17 protein-coding genes are annotated in these 21,601 nt (G+C 76.1%); 8 read left to right on the forward strand and 9 right to left on the reverse strand.

All coding sequences use genetic code 11. From position 1 onward, the window contains the following. The first annotated feature begins 292 nt into the window (after nt 1–292). Nucleotides 293–1,012, forward strand: coding sequence for a response regulator transcription factor (locus tag MCM47_RS30495; RefSeq protein WP_305068045.1), 720 nt, complete (start codon nt 293–295; stop codon nt 1,010–1,012). A gap of 40 nt (nt 1,013–1,052) precedes the next feature. Here the strand turns inward: MCM47_RS30495 and MCM47_RS30500 are convergent, their stop codons facing one another. Next, nucleotides 1,053–2,300 (reverse strand): hypothetical protein, encoded by a 1,248-nt coding sequence (locus tag MCM47_RS30500; RefSeq protein WP_238864983.1) that lies wholly within the window; start codon nt 2,298–2,300, stop codon nt 1,053–1,055. Between the two features lie 270 nt (nt 2,301–2,570). Between MCM47_RS30500 and MCM47_RS30505 the strand changes: the two genes are divergently transcribed. Then, entirely contained in the window at nt 2,571–3,131 is a 561-nt protein-coding gene (locus tag MCM47_RS30505) for a pyridoxamine 5'-phosphate oxidase family protein (RefSeq protein ID WP_238864985.1), read from the forward strand. A 150-nt stretch (nt 3,132–3,281) separates the two neighbouring features. Here MCM47_RS30505 and MCM47_RS30510 read toward each other — a convergent pair whose 3' ends face one another. Then, a complete protein-coding gene (locus MCM47_RS30510; RefSeq protein WP_238864987.1) occupies nt 3,282–4,979 on the reverse strand; it encodes a GAF domain-containing sensor histidine kinase in 1,698 nt (565 codons plus the stop codon). Between the two features lie 539 nt (nt 4,980–5,518). Here MCM47_RS30510 and MCM47_RS30515 point away from each other — a divergent pair. Then, nucleotides 5,519–6,388 (forward strand): universal stress protein, encoded by an 870-nt coding sequence (locus tag MCM47_RS30515; protein WP_238864989.1) that lies wholly within the window; start codon nt 5,519–5,521, stop codon nt 6,386–6,388. Between the two features lie 366 nt (nt 6,389–6,754). Then, entirely contained in the window at nt 6,755–7,762 is a 1,008-nt protein-coding gene (locus MCM47_RS30520) for a hypothetical protein (protein ID WP_238864990.1), read from the forward strand. A gap of 196 nt (nt 7,763–7,958) precedes the next feature. Here MCM47_RS30520 and MCM47_RS30525 read toward each other — a convergent pair whose 3' ends face one another. From MCM47_RS30525 to MCM47_RS30535, 3 genes are read right to left on the reverse strand one after another with little or no spacing between them, the layout of a single operon-like run. Next, nucleotides 7,959–8,507 (reverse strand): copper chaperone PCu(A)C, encoded by a 549-nt coding sequence (locus MCM47_RS30525; protein ID WP_308222517.1) that lies wholly within the window; start codon nt 8,505–8,507, stop codon nt 7,959–7,961. 38 nt (nt 8,508–8,545) lie between these two features. Next, nucleotides 8,546–10,882, reverse strand: a complete 2,337-nt coding sequence (locus MCM47_RS30530; protein ID WP_374209235.1) for a heavy metal translocating P-type ATPase — start codon at nt 10,880–10,882, stop codon at nt 8,546–8,548. Beyond that, nucleotides 10,879–11,061, reverse strand: a complete 183-nt coding sequence (locus MCM47_RS30535) for a hypothetical protein (protein ID WP_238864992.1) — start codon at nt 11,059–11,061, stop codon at nt 10,879–10,881. Before MCM47_RS30535 ends, MCM47_RS30530 begins: the two co-directional genes overlap by 4 nt. 142 nt (nt 11,062–11,203) lie before the next feature. Between MCM47_RS30535 and MCM47_RS30540 the strand changes: the two genes are divergently transcribed. After that, complete coding sequence (locus tag MCM47_RS30540) at nt 11,204–11,551, forward strand: hypothetical protein (protein WP_238864993.1); 348 nt, start codon at nt 11,204–11,206, stop codon at nt 11,549–11,551. Nucleotides 11,552–11,665: 114 nt separating this feature from the next. On the opposite strand, the gene MCM47_RS30545 is transcribed toward MCM47_RS30540, so the two are convergent. Then, complete coding sequence (locus MCM47_RS30545) at nt 11,666–13,732, reverse strand: TerD family protein (protein WP_238865101.1); 2,067 nt, start codon at nt 13,730–13,732, stop codon at nt 11,666–11,668. Between the two features lie 400 nt (nt 13,733–14,132). On the opposite strand from MCM47_RS30545, the gene MCM47_RS30550 reads away from it, so the two are divergent. After that, nucleotides 14,133–14,759 (forward strand): hypothetical protein, encoded by a 627-nt coding sequence (locus tag MCM47_RS30550; protein ID WP_238864995.1) that lies wholly within the window; start codon nt 14,133–14,135, stop codon nt 14,757–14,759. Nucleotides 14,760–14,830: 71 nt separating this feature from the next. Here MCM47_RS30550 and MCM47_RS41990 read toward each other — a convergent pair whose 3' ends face one another. Next, nucleotides 14,831–17,197 (reverse strand): lamin tail domain-containing protein, encoded by a 2,367-nt coding sequence (locus MCM47_RS41990; RefSeq protein ID WP_255752990.1) that lies wholly within the window; start codon nt 17,195–17,197, stop codon nt 14,831–14,833. Nucleotides 17,198–17,518: 321 nt separating this feature from the next. Between MCM47_RS41990 and MCM47_RS30565 the strand changes: the two genes are divergently transcribed. Further along, on the forward strand, nt 17,519–18,427 hold the full coding sequence (locus MCM47_RS30565; RefSeq protein WP_238864997.1) for an alpha/beta fold hydrolase: 909 nt from the start codon (nt 17,519–17,521) through the stop codon (nt 18,425–18,427). Between the two features lie 125 nt (nt 18,428–18,552). Here the strand turns inward: MCM47_RS30565 and MCM47_RS30570 are convergent, their stop codons facing one another. Both MCM47_RS30570 and MCM47_RS30575 read right to left on the reverse strand, forming a co-directional pair. Then, entirely contained in the window at nt 18,553–18,972 is a 420-nt protein-coding gene (locus MCM47_RS30570) for a PPOX class F420-dependent oxidoreductase (protein WP_238864999.1), read from the reverse strand. Between the two features lie 61 nt (nt 18,973–19,033). Beyond that, complete coding sequence (locus MCM47_RS30575; protein WP_238865001.1) at nt 19,034–20,347, reverse strand: D-alanyl-D-alanine carboxypeptidase family protein; 1,314 nt, start codon at nt 20,345–20,347, stop codon at nt 19,034–19,036. 225 nt (nt 20,348–20,572) lie between these two features. Here MCM47_RS30575 and MCM47_RS30580 point away from each other — a divergent pair, with 225 nt between their 5' ends. Further along, the gene (locus MCM47_RS30580) at nt 20,573–21,580 is read left to right on the forward strand and encodes an alpha/beta fold hydrolase (protein WP_238865003.1); all 1,008 of its coding nucleotides are present in this window, start codon (nt 20,573–20,575) and stop codon (nt 21,578–21,580) included. Nucleotides 21,581–21,601 lie beyond the last annotated feature (21 nt).

Consider the following 21,601-nt stretch of genomic DNA (forward strand, 5'->3'; position numbering starts at 1 on the left):
GACGTCCGCCGGCACCGTCTACCGGACGTCTGCCGCCCGCCCCTGACCGGACGTCCGCCACCCGGGGCGGGGTGCCCTGACCGGCCCGGTCCCGCCCGCGTGTACGGCCGTACGGCCGCCGCCCCGGCTCCTCGCGGTCGACTCCCACCCCGTCCGAGGGCGGGCGCTCCCGCCGTGCTGACGGACCGGGCCGGAATGGGGCCGTTGGGCCCTGGGGGCGCCGGCCGCCGACCAGGCATGATGCGATGGACCCGCGGCAGCGTGCCGGGGCACGAGAAGGTGGAGCCGCGAGATGGCAAGCATGACGGGGGGCGTCGAGACGCCGGCGCCGGTCAGGGTGTTCCTGCTGGACGACCACGAAGTGGTGCGCCGCGGCGTCCACGACCTGCTCGACGGCGAGCCGGACCTGGAGGTGGTCGGCGAGGCCGCCACCGCCGAGCAGGCCCTCGTCCGGGTCCCCGCGCTGCGCCCCGACGTCGCGGTGCTGGACATCCGCCTCGGCGACGGCGACGGCGTGGCGGTCTGCCGCGAACTCCGCTCGCGCATGCCCGACCTGGCCTGCCTGATGCTCACCTCGTTCGACGACGAGGAGGCGCTGCTGGACGCCGTGATGGCGGGTGCCGCCGGGTACGTCCTCAAGCAGATCAGCGGCACCGACCTGGTGGCAGCCGTGCGCACCGTCGCCTCCGGCCGGTCCATGCTGGACTCGGGCGCCACGACCCGTCTGCTCAACCGCCTGCGCAGCGACGCCGAGCCGACCCAGCCGGCCGCCGCCGGGCCCGAGCTCACGGCGCGCGAGCAGGAGGTGCTGGAACTGATCGGCGAGGGCCTGACCAACCGCCAGATCGGCGAGCGCCTCTACCTCGCCGAGAAGACGGTGAAGAACCACGTCTCCCGGCTGCTGGCCAAGCTCGGCGTCGAACGCCGTGTCCAGGCCGCGCTGATAGCCACCGAGCGGCGCCAGTCGGCCGCCCCCACCCACGCCGGGCACCACACCCGGCCCCGCGGCTGACCCCGGACGGCCGGCGCGCCTTCCTCCGCCGCGGTCGGCGTCAGCCGCCCCGGGAGCCGGACGGGCCGGCGCCGTGGTCGCCGTTCAGGAGCACCTCGCGGTGCTGCCACGCGAGCTGCAGCAGCGCGGCGCCCGCCGGCTGCATCGGCTCGCGGTCGGCGAGGCGCTCCACCTGCCCGGCCGTGAAGGGGATGCCCGCGGCGTGGCCGGTGCCGTCGTCGAGCCGGACGCGGTGCCCCTCGTCGTTGGTGGCGACCATCCGGGCGAAGACCTCGTCGAACAGGTCGGCGTCGAACACGGCGACGGTGAGCAGGTCGGTCACGAACGTGAGCGGGTCCACGCCAAGGCCGAGCCAGTACGTCCGCAGGGTCCCGGTCGCCCGGGCCGACGCCAGCGTCCGCTGGAACGGCCAGGCGTCGTAGTCGATCGGGGCGGTGTCGCTCCCGTAGTCCTCGCTGCCGCCGAGCAGTTCCTCGCCGAGCTCGCGGACGATCGCCCGCCAGAGGTCGAAGTCGTTGGCCTCGTTCCACGGCGCGTCGTGGGAGGGCTGGAACATGCCCACCGGCATCACCTGGAACAGCCCGCCGCCGCTGGCGACCTTCGCCGGGTCGCGCCAGTGCAGGACGAACTCGGCGCCGCCCGTCCGCCGGTCGTGGCGGACGGCCAGCGTGCTGACGGCGGCCAGGACCGGCCGCCGGGCGAGGTCGGTGGGATCGCCGACGGCGGCGCGGAACGGTGTGGCGCCCGCCCCCGGCCGCGACCCGCCGGGTACGGACAGGGCTGCGGCCGCGTACTCGTGGGCCGCCGCCTCGCAGATGTCGACGACGTCGAAGTAGCGGCCGCGGCCGAACGTCAGCGTCGGAACGGGGGCGTCCTCCGCCACCTCCAGAAGCCGGTAGCAGCCCCGGTTCTCGAAGAGCCGGGGCCGGGCCAGGTCGCCGACGGCCTCCGCATAGGTCTCGTACGGGGTGCCGTCGGCCCGCCGGGGGAGGACGGCGGTCAGCTCGGGGCGGCGGCCGTCGATCGGAGTCGCCGGGGCCTGCTCCTGCCACCGCAGCCGGACCCGGTCCAGGGGCACCGGCGCCGCGGGAATCCAGTGCCGGCGCGCCAGCAGCCTGCCGCCCGGGGCGAACTCGTGCGGGGCGTGCCCGGCCGCGGCCGACCTGGTCAGCTCGAACCGGTTGCGGTTCAGGTGGTCGCGCACCTGCCGCCACCGGGCCCGGCTCGCCTCCGGAGCGACGGGTGGCTCCGGTGCGGTGGGCCGCTGCGGCGGGGGGCTGGTGGACACGGCGCTCCTCGGGATCGTGGCGGGCTGCCGCCGAACAGCGTACGAGCCGGACCGCGGTACGGCGCCGGGCACCCGGGCCTGCCTGTGCCGGGCGCCCGGGCCGGCTCCGATCCGGGCCGGGTGCGGGCTCACCGCCGGTCGGATCGTCCGCCGCCGGTCCGCGCCTGGCGGCCCTCCCGCCGGATCCGGCGCCGGCGGCCGCCGGGCGGGACCCTCGGCAGGACCATCGGCCCTCGTCGTCCCGGGGCCCGGCGGGCGACCATCGCTGGCATGGATGCCGATCGTGAAGCGCAGTCCCCGCAGCAGGAGCCGCCCGGTCGGGCCCGACCGGGCGGCGCCCGCAGCCGGGAACTCGCCGCAGGCCCGGTCGTGGACGTCGTCGCGGACCGCTCCCCGGACGTCGGTCCGGGCCCCGAGCTGGACGAGGCACGGGCGCTGGAGCTGTTGGCCGGCACGCCGGTCGGGCGGGTCGTCTACACCCTCGGCGCTCTGCCGGCGGTGCTGCCGGTGCCGTTCCGGGTCGACGAACACGGCGGTGTGCTGTTCGCGGTGGACGCCGGGTCGGAGCTGGTCCAGGCGGTGGACGGCGCGGTGACCGCCTTCGAGGCCGACGACGTGGACGACGGCGACGGCACCGGATGGTTCGTCACCGTCCTGGGTCGCGCCGAGGTGCGGCCGGTCGAGGTCGGCGGCGACGGGCTCCCGGGGCCGGACCCGGCGGTCGCTCGAACCGGCCCCGCGTGCGAGGACCGGCCACCGGCCCGGCGCGAGGTGCTGATCCGGATCGGCCCCGAGCTGGTCGTCGGCCGACGGCTGGCGGCCGGACCCTGACCGGGGGCGGTGGCGGGCCCCCGCCGTGCGGCGTCCGGCCGTACTGTGCCGTGCCGCGTCCCGCCGTGCCGCCTCCGGCCGCGCCGCGCCCTGCGGCGCCGCACGCCGTGACGTGCCGTGCCCCGCGCCTCCTGCCGTCGACCGCCGCGCTCAGACCCCCAGGGGAGCCTCCCAGACCAGCCTCGTGCCGCCGCCCTCCGCCGGCTGCAGCTCGAAGCTGCCGCCGACCCGCTCGGCCCGCTCGGCGAGGTTGCGCAGCCCGCTGCGCCGCCCGCCGTCGGGCACCCCGACCCCGTCGTCCGCGACCGTCAGCGTCACCCGGCCGCCCAGCGCTCGCAGCACGACCTCCACCCGGCTCGCCCGGGCGTGCCGGGCCGCGTTGCTGAGCGCCTCGCCGAGGACGGCCATGACGTGCTCGGCCAGCTCGTGCGGCACGTCCGTGTCGAGCAGGCCCTCCATGCTGAGCCGGGGCGGGAAGCCCAGCGTGGCCTGGGCCTCGCCGACCGTGCGGGTGGCGCGGGCGCGCAGGCCGCGGTCGGGCTCGCTGTGGGCGCGCAGACCGAAGATCGTCGATCGGATGATCTTGATCGTCTCGTCCAGGTCGGCGACCGCCCGGCTGACCCGGTCGGAGGCGCTGCGGCTCTCGATCAGCCGGCCCGCGCTCTGCAGCGTCATCCCGGTGGCGAAGAGCCGCTGGATGGCCAGGTCGTGCAGGTCCCGGGCGATCCGGTCGCGGTCCTCCAGCAGCGTCAACTGTTCCGCATCGCGCCGCCGTTCGGCCAGCTCCAGAGCGAGTGCGGCCTGGTCGGCGAAGCCCAGCAGCGGGCCCGTCTCCTCGGCCGTGAACGGCTCGCGCCCGCTCGCCCGGGCCAGGAGCAGGACACCGCGCCCGAACCCCGTCCCGGTGCCCAGCGGCACCGCCACCGCCGGCCCGAGGCCGGCGAAGCGGTTCGGCGGACCGGCCGGGAAGCGGGCGTCGCCGGCCAGCTCGTCGCTGGTCACCGGCGAGCCCGAGGCGTACGCGGCCCCGGAGAGGGTGCCGTCCACCGGCACCGTCACCCCGATCCGGCCGCTCGGGTCGGCGCCCATCGCCACCTCCACGGTGAGCTCGGCCGCCCGCTCATCCGGCCCGGCCAGCGCCACCGAGACGTCCGCCAGCTCGGCCCCCGCGATCTCCCGGGCACGGCGGGCGATCAGCTCCACCACCTCCAGGCGGGGCGCGCCCGAGAGCAGGCTGCGGGTGATCTCGGCACTGGCCTGCAGCCAGCGCTGTCGCCGCTGCGCCTCCTCGTAGAGCCGGGCGTTGTCGATGGCGACCCCGGCCGCGACCGCGAGGGTGGCGATCACCGCCTCGTCGTCGGCGTCGAAGTCCAGACCGCCGCGCTTGTCGGTGAGGTAGAGGTTGCCGAACACCTCGCCGCGCACCCGCACCGGCACCCCGAGGAAGGTGTGCATCGGCGGGTGGTTCGGCGGGAAGCCGACGGAGGCCGGGTGCTCGGAGAGCACCGGGCAGCGCAGCGGTTGCGGGTTGCGGATCAGCTCGCCGAGGATGCCGCGCCCGGCCGGCAGCGGCCCGATCGCCTCGATCTCCTCCCCGGTCAGACCGACCGTCAGGAACTGCGAGAGGGTGTGCCCGTCCGGCCCGATCACGCCGAGCGCGCCGTAGCGGGCGTCGACCAGGTCGGCGGCGGCCTCGACGATCCGGTGCAGGGCCTGCGAGAGGTCCAGCTCGCGGCCGACCGCCAGCACCGCCTCCAGCAGGCTGTGCACCCGGTCGCGGGTGCCGCGGGCCGCGTCGATCCGCCACTGGAGCTCCTCCAGCAGCTCGTCCAGGCGCAGCTGCGGCATCCGGGCGGGAGCGCCGTTGCGGGCGACCGGCCCGTCGGGGCCCTGGTGCCCTCCCGCAGTGCCGCCACCCCCTGCGCCCGCCCCCGGGCGGGCTGCCGCCGGGCCGTCCGCCCCGGCGCCCGCCGGGCAGGCCGTCGTGTTGCCCGCAGGCTCGCCCGCAGGGCAGGCGGGCCCGACGTTCGCCGAATCGCCGGTGCCCGCCCGCGTACCGTTCGCGCCGCCCACCGGCGTCCTCCTCGTGGGTCTGTCCGTCTGGTCGCTGTGTCCGCTGGATCCGCACGCGCGCGAACCCCCCCCCGGGTCACCCGACCAGGAGGATTGTCGGAATTCACGGTAGTGCCCGGGGAGGGCCCTCCGAAACGCCGGGGTCGGGGCGAACTGTGCCGTGGCGCGTCCGGCGGGTGGGACCAATGGCCCGGCGGCGCGGGCCGTGCGGCTCTGTGCGCGGGCGCGCGCGGCGGGGAGGGTGGGGTCATCGGACGGCGCGTCAGGATGCGTGCCGGCCGCCGAGCGCCCGCCCGCAGCGGAAGGAACCTCCCATGACCCCACCTGTTCTGGTCGGAGTCGACGGCTCGCCCGAGAGCACCGCCGCCGCCCACTGGGCAGCCGAGGAGGCACTGCGCCGCGGTGCCCCGCTGCGCGTGGTGCACGTCTGGCCCTGGCTGACCGACGGCCGGTCGGCCTTCGCCGACGCCGGCTCGCTGCCCGCAGGTGCCCAGCGGATGCTCGCCGAGATCGCCGACACCCTCCGGGCCGGCCACCCAGGCGTGGACGTGCACACCGACGTGGTGCTCGACGCCGCGGTGGACGGCCTGGTGGCCGCGGCCGAGGATGCCGGCCTGCTGGTCCTCGGCTCGCGGGGCCTCGGCGGCTTCACCGGCCTGCTGCTCGGCTCGGTGAGCCGGGCGACCGTCGCGCGCAGTTCGGCCCCGGCGGTCGTGGTCCGGTCGGCCGAGGCGCAGGCCGGGGTGGTGATGGGCGCCGTCCCGGAGGTTCTGGTCGCGGTCGACGTCCAGGCACCGAACGAGGCCGTGCTCGCCTTCGCCTTCGAGGAGGCGGAGCTGCGCGGTGCCCGGGTCCGCGCCGTCCACGGCTGGGACCTGCCACCGGCGTTCGCGACCGTGGGCTTCGTCCCGGCGCCGGCCGAGATCGCGGAGCTGCAGGGGCTTGAGGCCAAGGCGCTCGCGGAGGCGCTGGCGGGCTGGCGCGAGCGGTACCCCGGGACGGAGGTGGTCGAGGAGGTCCGGCTCGGCCCGGCCCGCGCGGTGGTCGAGGCCTCGGCGACGGCCGAGCTGGTGGTGCTCGGGCGGCGGCGGCGCCCGCACGACTTCGGCCCGCGGCTGGGCCGGGTGGCGCACGCGGTGCTCCACCACGCGCAGGCACCGGTGGCGGTCGTGCCGCACGACTGACGGCAGCGGCTTGCGGCGGGCGGCTCGGGGCGGCCGGTGGTCGGCCGGTGGTCGACTGGTGGTGGAGGCGGGTGGGCGGTCGGCCCGGTGGGCGCCGGAACCCGGGCCGTTCGACCCTGCCGTCCGGTCGCCCCCGGGGGCACCCTCGGGAGTACCGGGGCCGCCGCCCGCGGCACCGCCCCCGTCCGGCGCACGCGGAACGCCGGGCAACCGGTCGAACGGGCTTCCTCCGGCGTTCCCCGCCCCGACCGGCCCGACCGGCCCGACCGGCCCGAGCAGATCGGCCAGACGGCCCGAGCAGGCCGAACCGGCCCGACCGTCCGAGCAGAGGCCGGAGGAAGGGCCAGAGGCAAGGAGAGGATCACCATGACCGAGCCCACCCTCACCCCGGCCGACCTGCGGCTTCTCGCGGCCGCCGGCGGCGCGGCGCCGTCCCTGCACAACAGCCAGCCCTGGCGGTTCCGCCCGACCGAGGACGGGCGCGGCATCGAAGTGCTCGCCGACCCCGCCCGTGCCGTACCGCTCGCCGACCCCACCGGCACCGCGCTGCACATCGCGGCCGGCGCGGCCCTGTTCAACCTGCGGGTGGCCGCCCTCGGGCTCGGCCGGGAGCCGGTCGCCCAGTTGCTCCCGGACCCGGACGCCCCGGGACTGCTCGCCCGGCTCGACCTCTCGGCCGCCGCCCGCGACGCCGAACCGTTCGGCCGGGACCTCCGCCCGGCGATCACCCGACGTCACTCCAGCCGCGAGCCGTTCACCAACCGCGACGTGCCGGAGGCGGTGCTCGGCGAACTCGCCGCCGCCGCCGAGGCCGAGGGTGCGGTGCTCGCCTCGCTGGAGGAGGGCGGCGTCCGGCGGGTGCTCGCGCTCACCGCCGAGGCCGTGGAGCGGACGTCCCAGGACCCGGACCGGCAGGCCGAGGCCCGCGCCTGGCTCCGGTCCGACGACGCGGTGGGCGAGGCCGTCGACGGCATCCCGTTCGCGGCCCTCGGCTCCCGGGACCGTGACGCCCGCCTCCCGATGCGCGAGTTCGCCGGCCGCCCGCCGTACCGGGACGCGCCCGCGCGGCCGGCCGAGCGGTTCGAGGCCCTGCCCCAGCTCTGCACGCTCGTCACCCGCACCGACCGCCCCGTGGACTGGCTGCGCACGGGGCAGGCGCTGGAGCGCGTCTGGCTCCTGGCGACCGTCCACGGCGTGCGCCTGACGGTCTGGCACCAGCCCCTGGAGTGGCCCGACACCCGTTGGGGCCTGCGCGATCCGGCCGACGGCCCGGGCTACGTCCAGCTGGTGCTCCGGATCGGTTACGGCCCGCCGGGGAGCGCGACGCCGCGCCGCCCGGTCGAGGAGACGCTCGACGCGTCCCTCGCGCGCTGAGCCGGTCGCGCTGCAAGGTGCCGTGTCGCACCGCGGGGCACCGCGGTGCACTGGCGGGGCACCCCGGGGCGCTGCGGCCCGGAAGCTGCGCGGGACGCGGGTCCGGAGTGGGAAGTCGGCAGGTCCGACTTCCCACTCCGCCCGTCAACCCGCGTCGGCCGTCGCCGGAGGGCACGGTGCGCGGCCCGCCACCTGGTCAGCCGGTGCGCCGGCCGCCCGGGGGGACCACCTGGGCCCGCACGGTGAGGTCCGGACTGTGCCGGAAGCGGAGCGTGAACCCCACCCACTGGCCCGCCCGCAGCGGCGGCGGGCCGGCGATCATCAGGTCGGCGTCCTCGGGCGACATCGCCAGCTCGCCGTGCGCCGGCACCGGCAGTCCCGCGACCGGCTCCCACCGGCCGGACGCCCCCTGGTGGAGGTGCCGCTTCAGGGTGACGCGGCCGCCGAGCTCCCAGTCGGCGCCGATGAGTTCGTCGGGTACGTCCCCGGGGTTGCGGACCGTGAAGAACGCCGTCGCCGCCGAGGTCGCCGTCGACCCGCCGGAAGTGGGCAGCAGCACCCAGCCGGGCCCGGCCTCCACCGGGCGCTGCCGCCCGGCCCCGCCGACCGCCGTCCAGCCGGAGAGCAGGGCCAGGGCCAGCACGGCCGCCGCCACCGGCGGCCCGACCGCCTTCACCCGCTCCACCGCCGGCCCGACCGCCTTCACCCGCTCCACCGGCGGCCCGACCGCCTTCACCCGCTCCACCGGCGGCCCGGACCGTCCTGCCCGACCCGTCTGCGTCCTCACCGGGCACCCCCGGCGTCCCCCGCGCTCCCGGGACCCCAGGCGCCCCGTCCGCTGCGCCCACGCCGTCCGTCCCGCCGGCCGCCGCCCGGACCGCCGCGCGCCGGCTGCCAGGTCCGCAACCGAAGGCTGTTCCCCACCACCAGCAGCGAGCTGAGCGACATCGCCACCGCCGCCAGCATCGGGTTGAGCACCCCGACCGCCGCCAGCGGGATCAGCACCGCGTTGTACCCGAACGCCCACAGCAGGTTCGCCCGGATCGTGGCCAGCGTGCGCCGCGCCAGCCGGACGGCGTCCACCACCGCCTCGATGTCGCCGCGCACCAGCGTCAGCCCGGCCGCGCCGATCGCGGCGTCGCTGCCGGAGGCCAGCGCCACCCCGAGGTCCGCGGCGGCCAGCGCGACCGCGTCGTTGACGCCGTCGCCGACCACGGCCACGGTCCGCCCGGAAGCCTTCAGCTCGGCGACCACCTCCGCCTTGCGCTCGGGCGTCGCCGAGCTGTGCACCCGGGTGATGCCCAGCTCGCGGGCGACGGCCTGTGCCGCGCCGGGGCCGTCCCCGGTCAGCAGGACCGCCTCCAGACCCATCCCGCGCAGCCGGTGGAGTGCCCGCCAGCTGCCGGCGCGCAGCGCGTCGCCGACCGCGAGGACGGCCACCGGGCGGCCGTCGAGCTCGGCCACCACCGGAGTCCGCCCGGCCTCCCCGGCCCGGGCCACCGCGGCGGCCAGCCCGGCCGGCAACGGACCCGCGGCGTCGTCGGGCCGCACCACCCGGACCAGCCGCCCCTCGACGGTGCCGCTGACCCCGACTCCGGCGGTGGCCGTGAAGCCGGCCACCGCCGGAAGGGGCTCGGAGCCGCACCGGTCCCGGGCCGCCCCCACGACGGCCCTCCCGACGGGGTGCTCCGAACGGTGCTCGACGGCTCCCACCAGCCGCAGCACCTGGTCCTCCGCCACCCCCGGGGCGGTGGTCAGCTCGGCGAGCTCCATCCGCCCGGTGGTCAGCGTGCCGGTCTTGTCCAGCACCACGGTGTCGATCCGGCGCAGGCTCTCCAGCACCTCCGGCCCGCGCACCAGCACGCCCAGCTCCGCGCCGCGACCGGTCGCGGCCAGCAGGGCGGTCGGCGTCGCCAGACCCAGCGCGCACGGGCACGCCACCACCAGGACGGCGACCGCCGCCGTCACCGCCGCCTGCGGTTCGGCGCCCGCGCCGAGCCAGAAGCCGAGCACGCACACCGCGACCGCCAGCACGCAGGGCACGAACACGCCGGCCACGGCGTCCGCCAGACGCTGCGCCCGGGCCTTTCCGGCCTGGGCGTCCGCGACCAGCGCGCTGATCCGGGCGAGCTGGGTGTCGGCGCCGACCGCCGTCGCCCGGACCACCAGGGCGCCGCCGACGTTCACCGTCGCCCCGGCGACCCGGTCCCCGGGGCCGACCTCCACCGGCACGCTCTCGCCGGTGAGCAGGCTGAGGTCCAGCGCCGAGCCGCCGTCCACCACCACGCCGTCGGTGGCCACCCGCTCGCCCGGCCGGACCACGAACTCCTGCCCCGGCAGCAGCCGCTCGATCGGCAGCAGCCGCTCCCGCCCGGAGCCGGCCTCACGGACGCACACCTGCTTCGCACCCAGCTCCGCCAGCGCCCGCAGCGCCGAGCCGCTGCGCCGCCGCACCCGGCCCTCCAGCAGCCGCCCGGCCAGGACGAACAGCGGCACCCCGACGGCCGCCTCCAGGTAGACGTGGGCCGCGCCGCCGCCGTCCGCGGTGAGCGAGAACGGCATCCGCATGCCGACCTCCCCCGCTCCGCCGAACACCAGCGCGTACGCGGACCAGCCGAAGGACGCCACCACGCCGAGGCTGACCAGCGTGTCCATGGTCGCCGCAGCGTGTCGGAGGCCCTGCCGGGCCCGCCGGTGGAAGTCGGCCGAGCCCCAGCTCACCACCGGCAACGCCAGCCCGAAGCAGACCCACTGCCAGGCCGGGAACTGCAACGACGGCACCATCGACAGCACCAGGACCGGCACGGCCAGCAGCGCCGTCACCAGCAGCCGCCGGCGCTCGCCCGGCTCCTCCGGCAGGTCCGCCGCGGGCGGCGCGTCGGCGGCCGGCTCGGCCGTGTACCCGGCCCGTTCGACCGCGGCGACCAGCTCGTCGACACCCACCCCGGGCGGGTGCAGGACGCGTGCCCGCCCGGTGGCCAGGTTGACGCCCGCCGTGACGCCCTCGATCCGCGCCAGCCGCTTCTCCACCCGGCTCACGCAGGCCGCGCAGGTCATCCCGCCGACGGCCAGGTCGGTGCTGACCAGTGCTCCGGTCTCCCGGTCCGTGAGGGGACTCACCGGCCCGCCCCCATGTCGTGGCCGCTCATCCCGGGCGCGCCCCCGCCACCGCCGCCGGGCGTCAGCCCCGGTGCCACCGGGCCGGCCGCCCGCCCTACGGCGAAGGCCACCCCGAACACCACCACCAACAGCAGGGCGAACCCCGCCAACACGCTCCACGGCCGGCCACCCGGCGACATCGCACTCACCCCCCAGCAGTCGGGCGAGCCGGCCGGAAGGTTCCCGTACGCCCGACATGGCGCCGATCACACCGCCCGGCGCGGGCCGGTCGACGCCGTACCATCGTGCGGATCCGGATTCGGACGCTGAGGGAGCGGCAGGATGGCGGGGACGGGGATCAGGGGCGCGGGCAGCCGTACGGCGGACACGGTCGGGGCCTGGGTGTTCGGCGCCATGACGGCGGTGATCGACGGGCTCGCGCTGGCAGCCCTGTGCAGAGGCCACGCGTCGGAGGTACCGGCACAGCAACGGGCCGGCGTGGACCTGACGCTCGGTCTGCTGGCGGTGTCGCTGTTCGGCTCGCTGCTGGGAGCGGCCCTCGCCGGGAAGCGTTCGACCCCCCAACGCCGCTGGCGCTTCGCCATGACCGGCGCCCTCACCGCCCACCTGCTCATCCCGGCGGCCTGGGCGATCGCGATCATGATCGACCCCCCGACCTTCGTCTGGTGACGGCCCGCCCGCCGCCACCCGTCCGGCCCCGCCGGCCTCGCACCGCTTCGTCTTCGGGGAGCGGGCAGGGCCGGAGCGGCCTGCCCGCTGCGGCCCTGCTGACGCCGGTACCCGCTACGCCCGGCGCGCCGCGCGGTGGTCGAGGTGGGCGATCACGTGCGTGTGGAACCGCTCGACGGCGGCGTCGACGCTGCGGATGAAGCCGGACTCGGCGTTGCCGCGCGTGCTGCCCATGCTCTTGGAGAGCGAGAGCCGGAAGCCCGTGATCCGTGAGGAGTCCTTCGGCAGCAGGTCGCCGGGCTCGGGCCGCAGCTTCTCCAGGGTGCCCCGCGGACCGGCGACCGCGCCGTCGGTCAGGGTCTCGACGTGCAGATCCGCCGGCGCCTCGGCGAGCTGGCGGACCAGTCGCTTGACCCAGCTGAGCGGATACCCCTGCTCGGGGGCCGGTATCTCCGTCGAGGTCCGGAGCTTTCCGACGCGCAGGTCCGCGGTGATGCCGATGGTGCCGATGACCCCTTCGATCCGGATCTCGGCGCTCAGCCTGCCGTCCGCGCAGAGGCGGTCGGCGAGTGCCGTCCGCCGGGCCCGGGCGTCCTCGCCCCGGCGGTGGGCCTGGACGGGAAGCACCTTGACGCCGAGTTCGCCGCCGAGCTGGAAGCAGACCTGGCGGATGAGACGTTCCCAGCTCTCGACGACCTGGGTGGCGCGGTCGTCCCCTTCGACGAGGGTCTCGTCGTCGATGCCGTTGCGGACCGGCACCCAGGCCGGTCCCATGTTCTGGAAGCCGTGGCAGCCGGAGTTCTCGTGCTGGAGGTAGTGCAGCAACTCCTCCAGCAGCCAGGCGTGCGCCGGGTTGGCCACACCCTCGTGCCGGATCAGCATCTTCGCGTGGAAGGCCACCTCGGCCCAGGACAGGTGACAGAGCGCCACCTTGTGCTTGCGGCGTCCGTCGATCTTGACCGGGACGAGCGGGCTCCCCTCCAGCGCGACGTCGTTCGAGACGGTGATGACCGCCTCGTAGCCGCGGCGGGCGGCGATGTCCATGTAGTCCTGGACCTGCTCCGCCTTCAAGGGGTTGCCGTTGGTCTTGCTCTCCACGAGGGCGGTCCACCGCCGGCCCGCCCGCTCGACCCGGATGACGCCGTCCGGGCGCTTGGGGGAGTCTCCGTGGGGGAGCGACACCTCGGTGAAGTTCTCCATCCGGCCGGCGGGGGCGCCGAACGCCGCGGTGAGCCGGCGGCCGAACTCCGGGACCTGGGCCATCACCGACAGCAGGACCGAGGTCGCGCGCACCTCGCGCTCGCGGTCGCTCTTGAGGGTGGTGGCGGGGAACAGCCGGGCCGTCCTCCACGTGTCGTTCTCGGCCAGCGACGGCCTGGGGGTCTTGGGCCGCGTCACCTTCTTCCGTGCGGTACGGAGCCGGCTCGGTGCGGCCGGCACCGGTTCCGGAGCGGCGGGCTGAGCCGGAATCAGGACCTTGGTGGCCGGTGTCCCGCTAGGCCCGTCGGACCGGGAAGGAACGCCGACGGCCTGCGGGTCGGTGCCCTGGACGGCCGGCAGGCCGTGGCCGGCGGTCGGCGCGTCGGGGCTCTCCTCGTCCGGGAGCCCCGGGAGGACGGACTCCTCGCCCTCGCCCTCGCCCTCGTCGTCGTCGATGTCGATGCCGAAGTCGGTGGCGAGGCCGGCCAGCCCCGTGTCGTAGCCCTGTCCGACGGCGCGGAACTTCCATTCCTGCTGGCGCCGGTAGATCTCGCCGAAGACGAAGGCGCTCTCCGAGGTCGCGTCGGTGATGGCGAATCCGAGCAACTGCTCACCGCTGCTGTCGGCGAGGCCGAGCCGGAGGTCGTCCAACCGGCCGAAGGCGGCCCGCCGGTGTCGGCTGGCTGCGATGACCAGCCGCTCGACGTCGGCCGGTACGGCAGTCAGGTCGAGCTGGATCCGGTCCTCGGTGCCGACCTCGCTGGGAGCCTGCCCCAGGAGCTGGACGCTGCCGTCCTCGGCCGCGGGGTTGTTGTAGAAGTAGAAGTCGGCGTTGCTCCGCACCTTGCCGTCGGCGGTCAAGAGCAGCACCGAGACATCGGCGTCGCCGTCGCCGTCGGGGCTGCTCCAACCCAGGCTGACGGTGACCGAGTCGGTGCTCTCGCTCAGCGCCGCAAGCGCGACGTTGGCACCCTTGACCATGTCCTGCACGAATGTCCTCCCAGGGGCCCGGGCTGCGTCGACGGTACCGGGGCAGCCGTGAACGGTGACGGTCGCGGGCAGGTGCTCCGAGCGACCGTCAGGGAGCCTAGCGCCCCTGGTGCGCAGTCCGGGCGGGCTCGGTGCAGATTGTCCGCACGCAATCGGAATGTGATGTTCCCGAGGTCATGACAGGTGTCGCCCCGTTCCGACGGGGTGTGCTTCCGGCCCGGCTCCCCGATGGGCCGTGGCCGAACGGCCGGAGCGCGCCTTCCGTGCGGTCGCGGGATGCGGGGCCCACTCGAACGGGGGAGCAGGGTTCGCGGCGGGGGGTGGTTGTTGCGAAGCATGGGGCGTGCGGGCCGTCGGGTCCGGGGCAGTGGAGTCGGGAGAGGGAACCTCGGTGCGCGAAGTTCAGGGACTGCAGCGTCGGTGCGGCGCGCGGGTACGAGTGGTGGCGTTCGCGGTGGCGGTGGGCGCGGTGGGAGTGCTGGCGGCGTGCAGCAACTCGTCGACCAACCCGTCGATCGCGACGGCGCCGGCCACGACACTGACCGCGGCGCCCGAGCCGTCGCAGTTCTCGGGGGAGCCGCCGTCCCCGCTGGCCTCGGCCGCGGCGTCGGCGTTGGCGTCGGCTTCGGCCGCGTCCGCGGCCGCCGCGGCTGCCGCGGCCTCGTTCGAGGCGTCGGTGGCGGCACAGGGCGAGGAGGCACGGGCCCGGGCGTCGCAGGTGCTGGCGACGCTGGACGACGGCGGGAACGCGCTCCAGGACGTCGTGCTCACCGGGGTGCCCCGGACCCGGACCGGGGGCCTGCACGCGGTGGTGGTGACCATCACGAACAGCGGCCTCGACACCGCCTCGTACGCGGTGCAGGTCGACTTCACCGACACCAGCGGCAAGACGGTGGACAGCGCGGTGGTCGGAGCCGAGCAGCTGCCGGCCGGCGAGCGGGCCCAGCCGGTCGCCTTCAGCAGGGCCCCCGCCGACCAGACGCTGCTGCCGGTGGTGGTCAAGGCCGTGCGGTTCTGACCCCGGCGACCGGCCGGAGCCGGAACCGCACGGGGCCGGAACCGCACGGGGCCGGAACCGCACGCGGAGCGCTACGGCAGCGCGATGCGGACGACCTGGGGGTCGTGGTCGCTGAGCTGGGTGGCGAACTCGCTGTTGAGGTGGACGATGTCGTAGCCGTACGGCCGCGCAGCCAGGGCCGGTGAGATCAGGATGTGGTCCAGGACCTGGGAGTTGCCCTCGTAGACGTAGGTGTAGCGCTCGGCGAGCGGCAGCGTGCGCGGCAGGTCGACCAGTGAGCCGCCGGCGGTCAGCAGGTCGGCGGTCCTGGAGAACTCGAAGTCGTTGAGGTCACCGAGGACGATCACCGAGGCGTTCGGGTCGACCGCGAGGATCTGGTCGGTGAAGCCCTTCACCACTGCGGCCTGGGCGTGCCGCTGGGTCTCGGACGGGTGGGCGGGCTGCTGGTAGCGGCCGAAGAGGGGCTGGTCGCCGCCCTTGGAGTTGAAGTGGTTGGCGATGACGAAGAGCGGGCGGCCGTTCCAGCGGAACTCGCCGGCCAGCGGCTTCCGGCTGGCGTTGAAGGCGGAGTCGGTGGGGGCGATCCGGCCGGGGGAGTAGGCGAGGGCCGGGGTGCCGCCGTTGTCGACGACCGAGTCGGCGGTGGTGGAGCCGGCGCCGGGGCGGTCGGTGAAGGTGAGGCCGCGGTCGGTGCGGAAGAGGAACACCTGGCGGATGTTGCCGCCGGGCTGGCCGCCGTCCTGGTCGTCGACCGGGTTGATCTGGCGGTAGGAATAGGCCGGCCCGCCCGCCGCGGTGACGGCGGCGGTCAGCTTGGCGAGCGTCTGGTCGGCGGCCACGGTGCCGTCGTCGGCGGCGCCGCTGTTGTCCTGGATCTCCTCCAGCGCGACCAGGTCGGGCGAGCGGAGGTTGGTGACGATGCCGGCCGCGAGGCCGTCGAACTTGCTCTGCGGGTCGCTCGGCGCCAGGTTCTCCACGTTGAACGTCGCAGTGGCGAGCTCGCCGGCGGCGGCCGCGGTGGTGGTCTCGGGCGCGATGCCGCCGGAGGCGACCGAGGGGGCCGCGGTGACCAGGAGCTTGAAGTTCCCGAAGGAGTAGTCGAGCACGCCGACGGTCGCGCCGCTGAGCGTGTCGCCGACGTCGGCGGTCGGGGTGGGGGCGAGCACGTCGTCGAGGAGCACCCGCTCCGGGTTGCCGTCGGCCGCCTGGAGCAGGATCCCGCCGCGGTTGGTGCGGGTGGTGCTGCCCTGCGGGACGACGGGGATCTCGCCGAAGCGGCTGCGCGGGCCGACCACGGCCGCGTTGTCGAGCTCGACCCGCATGCCCTCCAGGGACTCCCAGAAGTCGAGGCCGTCGGTGGCGGGCCGGAAGCCGCCGGCCGTCTCGACGTCGCCCGTGGTGACGGAGGAGATCACCGAGGCGGGGGGTACCCGCCCTCCGGCGCCGACCACCGTCGCGGCCGGCAGCGGGGCGTTGTGGGCGAGCACGGTGACGGTGGGGGAGGTGAGCTCGGTGACGGTGAGGTTGGTGGTCCCGCCGGTGCCGCCGGGGCGGTACTCGGCCACGGTGGCGCCGACCTTCACCGAGTCGCCGAGGGCGACGCCGGGCGCGCCCGCCGTGTAGACGTAGACGGCCTCGCTGGTGGCCGGGTCGGTGTCCGGGGCCGGGTCCTGGTACCAGAAGCCGCTCGCGCCGACGGCGGTGACCACGCCGGGCACGGCGCTGACCGACGACCCGGCCAGCGGGGAGGTGCGGGCCGCGCCCTGGATGTCGTGTATTCGGGTCCCCCCGCCCGAACCGCCGCCGGTGGGGGAGGAGTTGCGCGGGGTGGGCGCACCGGTCGCGAAGTCGGCCGCGTTGTCGTCGGTGTCGGTCGCGCCGCTTCCGGCCCGCAGCGCGGCGGTGGTGTTGGAGAGGTTGCCGGTGGGCGAGCCCTCGGCCGAACTGGCGGTGGAGCCGTAGCCGACGAAGTCCTTCACACCGGGCTGGGTGGCGCAGCCCGAGGCGCAGGTCAGTGCGGTGCCGCCGGTCACCAGGGCGACCTTGCCGGAGGTGGCGCTGAGCGCGAGGGTCCCGGTGGCGTCCGGGGCCGGCAGTGCCGCGCCCGAGCCGGACCCGGCGGCCTCCTGGACCAGGTAGTACCTCCCGGGCGCGATGGTCCCGGTCAGGGTGGTCCGTGACCAGGACGAGCCGCCGGCCGAGGCGTACTGCACGGTCCAGCCGGTGACGTTCACCGCGGTGGTGCCGCGGTTGTACAGCTCGACGAAGTCGTTGGTGTACGGGGCGCCGGAGTTGCCGCCCCCGCCGTACACCTGGCTGATCACGACGTCCGGCGACACCGCCTGCGCGGTGGTGGCCGGTAGGGCCGGCAGCGCTCCCACCACGACGGCGGACACCACCGCCGTCGTGCGGAGCCGGACTCGATCGGTTCGCCGCATGGGCTCTCCTTAGGGCGGCCGGACGGGCGGTGGGCCCGCCGGCCTGGAGGTCTGGGATCTGACGATCCGGTGGTCTGACCAGTCGGTGGAACGCCGGGCGCTGAGGTTGTAGCAGCGCCGACCGCTCCGTACCGCGGGCGCCGGCCGACGACAAGACGTACAGCGGGAGAACAGTTGGTCGTCATGTACGCACCAGAACGGTTCGTGCAGGGGAGGAGGCGGTCGGCGCCGCCGGCTGGACGGTCGCCCGGCGCAGGAGTCTTGTGGCGCGGGCTACCGCCCGGTAATTCTTGTTGACTCCAGATCTCACAGAGGAGCCGCATGCCCGCCGACGTGACCTTCCCGCTGCCCGCCCCGTACGGCCCCGGCGCGGTGACCGCGCGCTACCAGCGGCTCGGCGCCGGCAGCCCGCTCCTCCTGCTGCACGGCATCGGCCACCACTGGCAGGCCTGGGAGCCGGTGTTGCCCGCGCTCGCCGAGCGGCACGAGGTGATCGCCGTCGACCTGCCGGGGTTCGGCGCCTCGCCGTCGCTCCCGCCGGGGGTTCCGTACGGGCTGGACGCGGTCGTCCCTCTGCTCGGCCGGCTCTGCGCGGCCCTGGGGATCGAGCGCCCGCACGTCGCCGGGAACTCGCTCGGCGGGCTGCTGGCGCTCGGGCTCGGCAAGGCGGGGCTGGCCGCTTCGGTGACGGCGCTCGCCCCGGCCGGCTTCTGGACGGAGGCCGAGCGCCGCTACGCCTACGCCGTCCTCGGCGGGATGCGGATCGGCGCGCGGCTGCTGCCGCAGCCCGCCGTCGAACGGCTGGCCCGTACCCGGATCGGACGGGCGGGGCTGGTCTCCACCATCTACGCCCGCCCGGGCCGGCGAGATGCCGCTGCGGCGGCCGCCGAGACCAGGGCGCTGCGGGAGGCGACCGGTTTCGAGCCCACCCTGTCGGCCGGCCGCGGCCTGCGCTTCAGCGGGGACCTCGCCGCGCTCCCCGTCACGGTCGCCTGGGGCTCCCGGGACCGCATCCTGCTGCGGCGTCAGGGCGTCCGCGCGCTGCACGAACTGCCCGACGCCCGGCTGGTGCGGCTGCCCGGCTGCGGGCACGTGCCGATGAGCGACGACCCCGGACTGGTCGCCCGGGTGATCCTGGACACCTGCGGCCGCGCCGAGCGCTGGGACGCCCCGGCCGGGCGGGTCGCCGCTCAAGGGCCCGCCACCGGGCGCGGGCCGGCGCCTCTGTAGCGGGCCCGCCGGGTGAGCCACGGGTGCGTCCCGGGTGCGCGGCGGTGCGCCGCGGGCCCGCTGCGGGGGAGCCGGGTCGGGCCGGAGGCCGGGGCCGTCCGCCCGCACGGCCCCGGGGGAGGGCGTCAGTCGGTCAGCGTGATCCGGATGCCGACGGTGCCGCGCTCGCCGCGCCGCAGCCGGCTGCCGAGCAGGGTGAGCACGCCCAGGAGGCCGTACTTCTGCCGCAGCAGCGTCCGGTAGGCGGCGGTCCGCTCGGGCCCGAGGATCTCGGCGGTGGCCGGGTACTGATCACCGGTCGGCCGGCCCTTGACGTCGCAGGGCCCGACCGTGACGTCGGCGCGGTTGCGGATCCGCTTGGCCTTCCAGGAATCCGCGACCGTCCAGATGCCCAGTGCGTCGCCGTCGCGGACCACCCAGACCGGGGTCGGCACGCCGGTGCCGTCCTTCTTGTAGGTCGTCACCAGCAGGTAGCTCCCCGAGGCGAGGCGGACCAGGCGTGCGAGCCGTTCCTGCCGGGCGGGGTCGGGCGTGGGGGCGTTCATGCCGGGAAGTCTAGGCCCTGCCCGGGGCCGCACCGGGTCGCTCCGCCGGCGCCCTCGCCGGTCACACCCGGCGCAGCCGCCGGCGGGCCGAGTCGACCGTCCGGCGGACGGCGCGGGCGGCGCGGACGGACCTGCGCCGGCGGCGCCCGCCCACCGCGGTCGAGCCGCCGAGCGCCGTGGCGCCCGTGCGGGTGAACGCGACCGGGACCGGAGGAGCCTCGGTGACCGCCACCGGGCCGGGGCGCCGGTGGATCAGCGACCGGCCGGCGGCCAGCAGCACCAGCGCTCCGCCGAGCGCGACGGCCGTCCAGCCGCCCGGGCCGAGCGCGCGGCCGGCCTGCCGGATCGCGTGGGGCAGCACACCCGGGCTGGGTTCGGCCGACGCGGCCGCGGACGGATCGGCCGGCTCCTCCGCCAGGTACCCGACCGGCTCGACCTTGCCGACCGCCGCGAACCCCCAGTCCAGCAGGCTCGCGGCCTCGTCGTAGACGGTGGCCTGCGCCTCCGGGTGCATCACCGTCACCAGCAGCGTGCGGCCGTCGCGTTCGGCCGCACCGGTGAAGGTGGACCCGGCATTGGTGGTGTAGCCGTTCTTCACCCCGATCAGCCCGGGGTACTTGCCGAGCAGCCGGTCGGTGTTGGCGATGTCGAAAGAGGTCCGCTGCCCGGTCGTCTTGTCGACCCCGCCCGGGAAGCGGGCGGTCCGGGTGGAGCAGTACGCGCGGAAGTCGGCGTTGCGCAGCCCCGCCCGGGCGAACAGCGTCAGGTCGTACGCCGAGGAGACCTGGCCGTCCATGTCGTAGCCGTCCGGCGAGACCACGTGGGTGTCCCGGGCCTGCAGGGAGACCGCACGGGCCTGCATCTGCGCCACGGTCTGCGCGAGGCCGCCGTTCATGTGGGCCAGCACGTGGACGGCGTCGTTGCCGGAGCTGAGGAAGACGCCCCGCCAGAGGTCCTCGACCCGGTACGGCAGGTTCTCCTTGATGCCGACCAGGCTGCTGCCCGCGCCCAGGCCGGCCAGCTCGGCCGACGCCACCCGGTGCTCCAGCGAGCGGTCGAACTTGGGCAGCACGGTGTCCGCGAACAGCATCTTCAGCGTGCTGGCCGGCGGCAGCGGCAGGTGGGCGTTCTGCGCCGCCAGCACCTCACCGGTGGCCGCGTCCGCGATCAGCCAGGAGCGCCCGGTCAGCGGTGACGGCAGGGCGGGCGCGCCGGGCAGCGGCGCCACCTGGACGGCGGAGCGGCCCAGCCGCTCCCCGCCGACCACGCCGACCGCGTCCTGCGCGGTGGCCGCCGGCGCTGCGGAGACGAGGACCAGCGCGGCGACGGCCGAGGCCGCCGCGGGTCTCCTGACGTGGTGTGACCTCTGCTGCACACCGCGAACGTACCCGCACGGCCGCCGCCCCGCCCCGCCCGCTGCTCCGTCCGGGCGCCGTGGCCCCGGGGGAGTGCGACGGGAGACCACGACTGCGGGTCGGGCCGCTTCGGGCGGGGATCCGGGGTTCCCCGTCCGGCCGGTGGGGCAGGACGGATAGCGAACGGTCGGACGGATTCCGGCCCGTGACGACATGACGCGACCTGAGGAGCAGGGGTGGGCAACATGACCAGGCACACCGACAGTGCCTACGGCGACATCCAGCACCGCGCGATCGAGGTGAACGGCGTCCGGCTGCACCTCGCCGAGCAGGGCGAGGGGCCGCTGGTCCTGCTGCTGCACGGCTTCCCGGAGAGCTGGTACTCCTGGCGCCACCAGTTCGCCCCGCTCGTCGCCGCCGGCTACCGCGTGGTCGCCCCCGACCAGCGCGGCTACGCCCGCAGCGAGCAGCCGGCGGCCGTCGACGCCTACACCCTCCTCCACCTGGTCGGCGACGTCACCGGCCTGATCACCGCGCTCGGCGGCGGCGAGCCGGCCGTGGTGGTCGGCCACGACTGGGGCGCGCCCGTCGCCTGGGCCGCCGCCGCGCTCCGGCCCGACCTGGTGCGCGGCGTGGCCGGCCTCAGCGTGCCGCCGCTGCCGGTCACCGGACTGCCGCCGCTGGCGCAGGCCCGGGAGCGGTTCGGCGACGGCTTCTACCAGAACTACTTCCAGCAGCCCGGCGTCGCCGACGCCGAGCTCGCCCAGGACCCGCGCTCGACCTTCCGCCGCATCCTGTTCAGCGGCTCCGGCGACCGCCCGGGGGCCGACCGCCCAGCCGCCTGGGTCGTCCCGGAGGGCAGGACCCTGCTGGACACCGTGCCCGACCCGGAGAAGCTGCCGCACTGGCTCACCGAGGACGACATCGAGGCCTTCGGCGCCGACTACGCCGAGCACGGCGAGCACGCCTTCACCGGCCCGCTCAACTGGTACCGGAACATCGACCGCAACAACGAGCTGGGCGCCGCCTTCGCCGGGCGGGCCATCGAGGTGCCCGCGCTCTACGTGGCGGGGGACCGGGACATGGTGACGGCACTGGTCGGCCCGGAGGCCACGGCCCTCCTGCTCGACAAGCTCACGCCCAAGCTGCACCGGCACGTCACGCTGGCCGGTGCGGGGCACTGGACGCAGCAGGAGCGCCCGGCCGAGGTCAACGCCGCGCTGCTGGACTTCCTGCGACACCTGGACGGCTGAGCCGACCCGCGGGCACCGACC

Origin of the sequence: Kitasatospora sp. A2-31 (genome assembly GCF_022288725.1) — a bacterium.
Taxonomy (GTDB): domain Bacteria; phylum Actinomycetota; class Actinomycetes; order Streptomycetales; family Streptomycetaceae; genus Kitasatospora.

Bases quoted from the DNA above. Each gene is read 5' to 3' on its own strand.
- MCM47_RS30520 (WP_238864990.1), top strand. From the start codon at position 6,755: ATGACCGAGCCCACCCTCACCCCGGCCGACCTGCGGCTTCTCGCGGCC.
- MCM47_RS30505 (WP_238864985.1), top strand. From the start codon at position 2,571: ATGGATGCCGATCGTGAAGCGCAGTCCCCGCAGCAGGAGCCGCCCGGT.
- MCM47_RS30565 (WP_238864997.1), top strand. From the start codon at position 17,519: ATGCCCGCCGACGTGACCTTCCCGCTGCCCGCCCCGTACGGCCCCGGC.
- MCM47_RS30515 (WP_238864989.1), top strand. From the start codon at position 5,519: ATGACCCCACCTGTTCTGGTCGGAGTCGACGGCTCGCCCGAGAGCACC.
- MCM47_RS30495 (WP_305068045.1), top strand. From the start codon at position 293: ATGGCAAGCATGACGGGGGGCGTCGAGACGCCGGCGCCGGTCAGGGTG.
- MCM47_RS30510 (WP_238864987.1), bottom strand. From the start codon at position 4,979: ATGCCGCAGCTGCGCCTGGACGAGCTGCTGGAGGAGCTCCAGTGGCGG.
- MCM47_RS30580 (WP_238865003.1), top strand. From the start codon at position 20,573: ATGACCAGGCACACCGACAGTGCCTACGGCGACATCCAGCACCGCGCG.
- MCM47_RS30570 (WP_238864999.1), bottom strand. From the start codon at position 18,972: ATGAACGCCCCCACGCCCGACCCCGCCCGGCAGGAACGGCTCGCACGC.
- MCM47_RS30535 (WP_238864992.1), bottom strand. From the start codon at position 11,061: ATGTCGCCGGGTGGCCGGCCGTGGAGCGTGTTGGCGGGGTTCGCCCTG.
- MCM47_RS41990 (WP_255752990.1), bottom strand. From the start codon at position 17,197: ATGCGGCGAACCGATCGAGTCCGGCTCCGCACGACGGCGGTGGTGTCC.
- MCM47_RS30540 (WP_238864993.1), top strand. From the start codon at position 11,204: ATGGCGGGGACGGGGATCAGGGGCGCGGGCAGCCGTACGGCGGACACG.
- MCM47_RS30545 (WP_238865101.1), bottom strand. From the start codon at position 13,732: ATGGTCAAGGGTGCCAACGTCGCGCTTGCGGCGCTGAGCGAGAGCACC.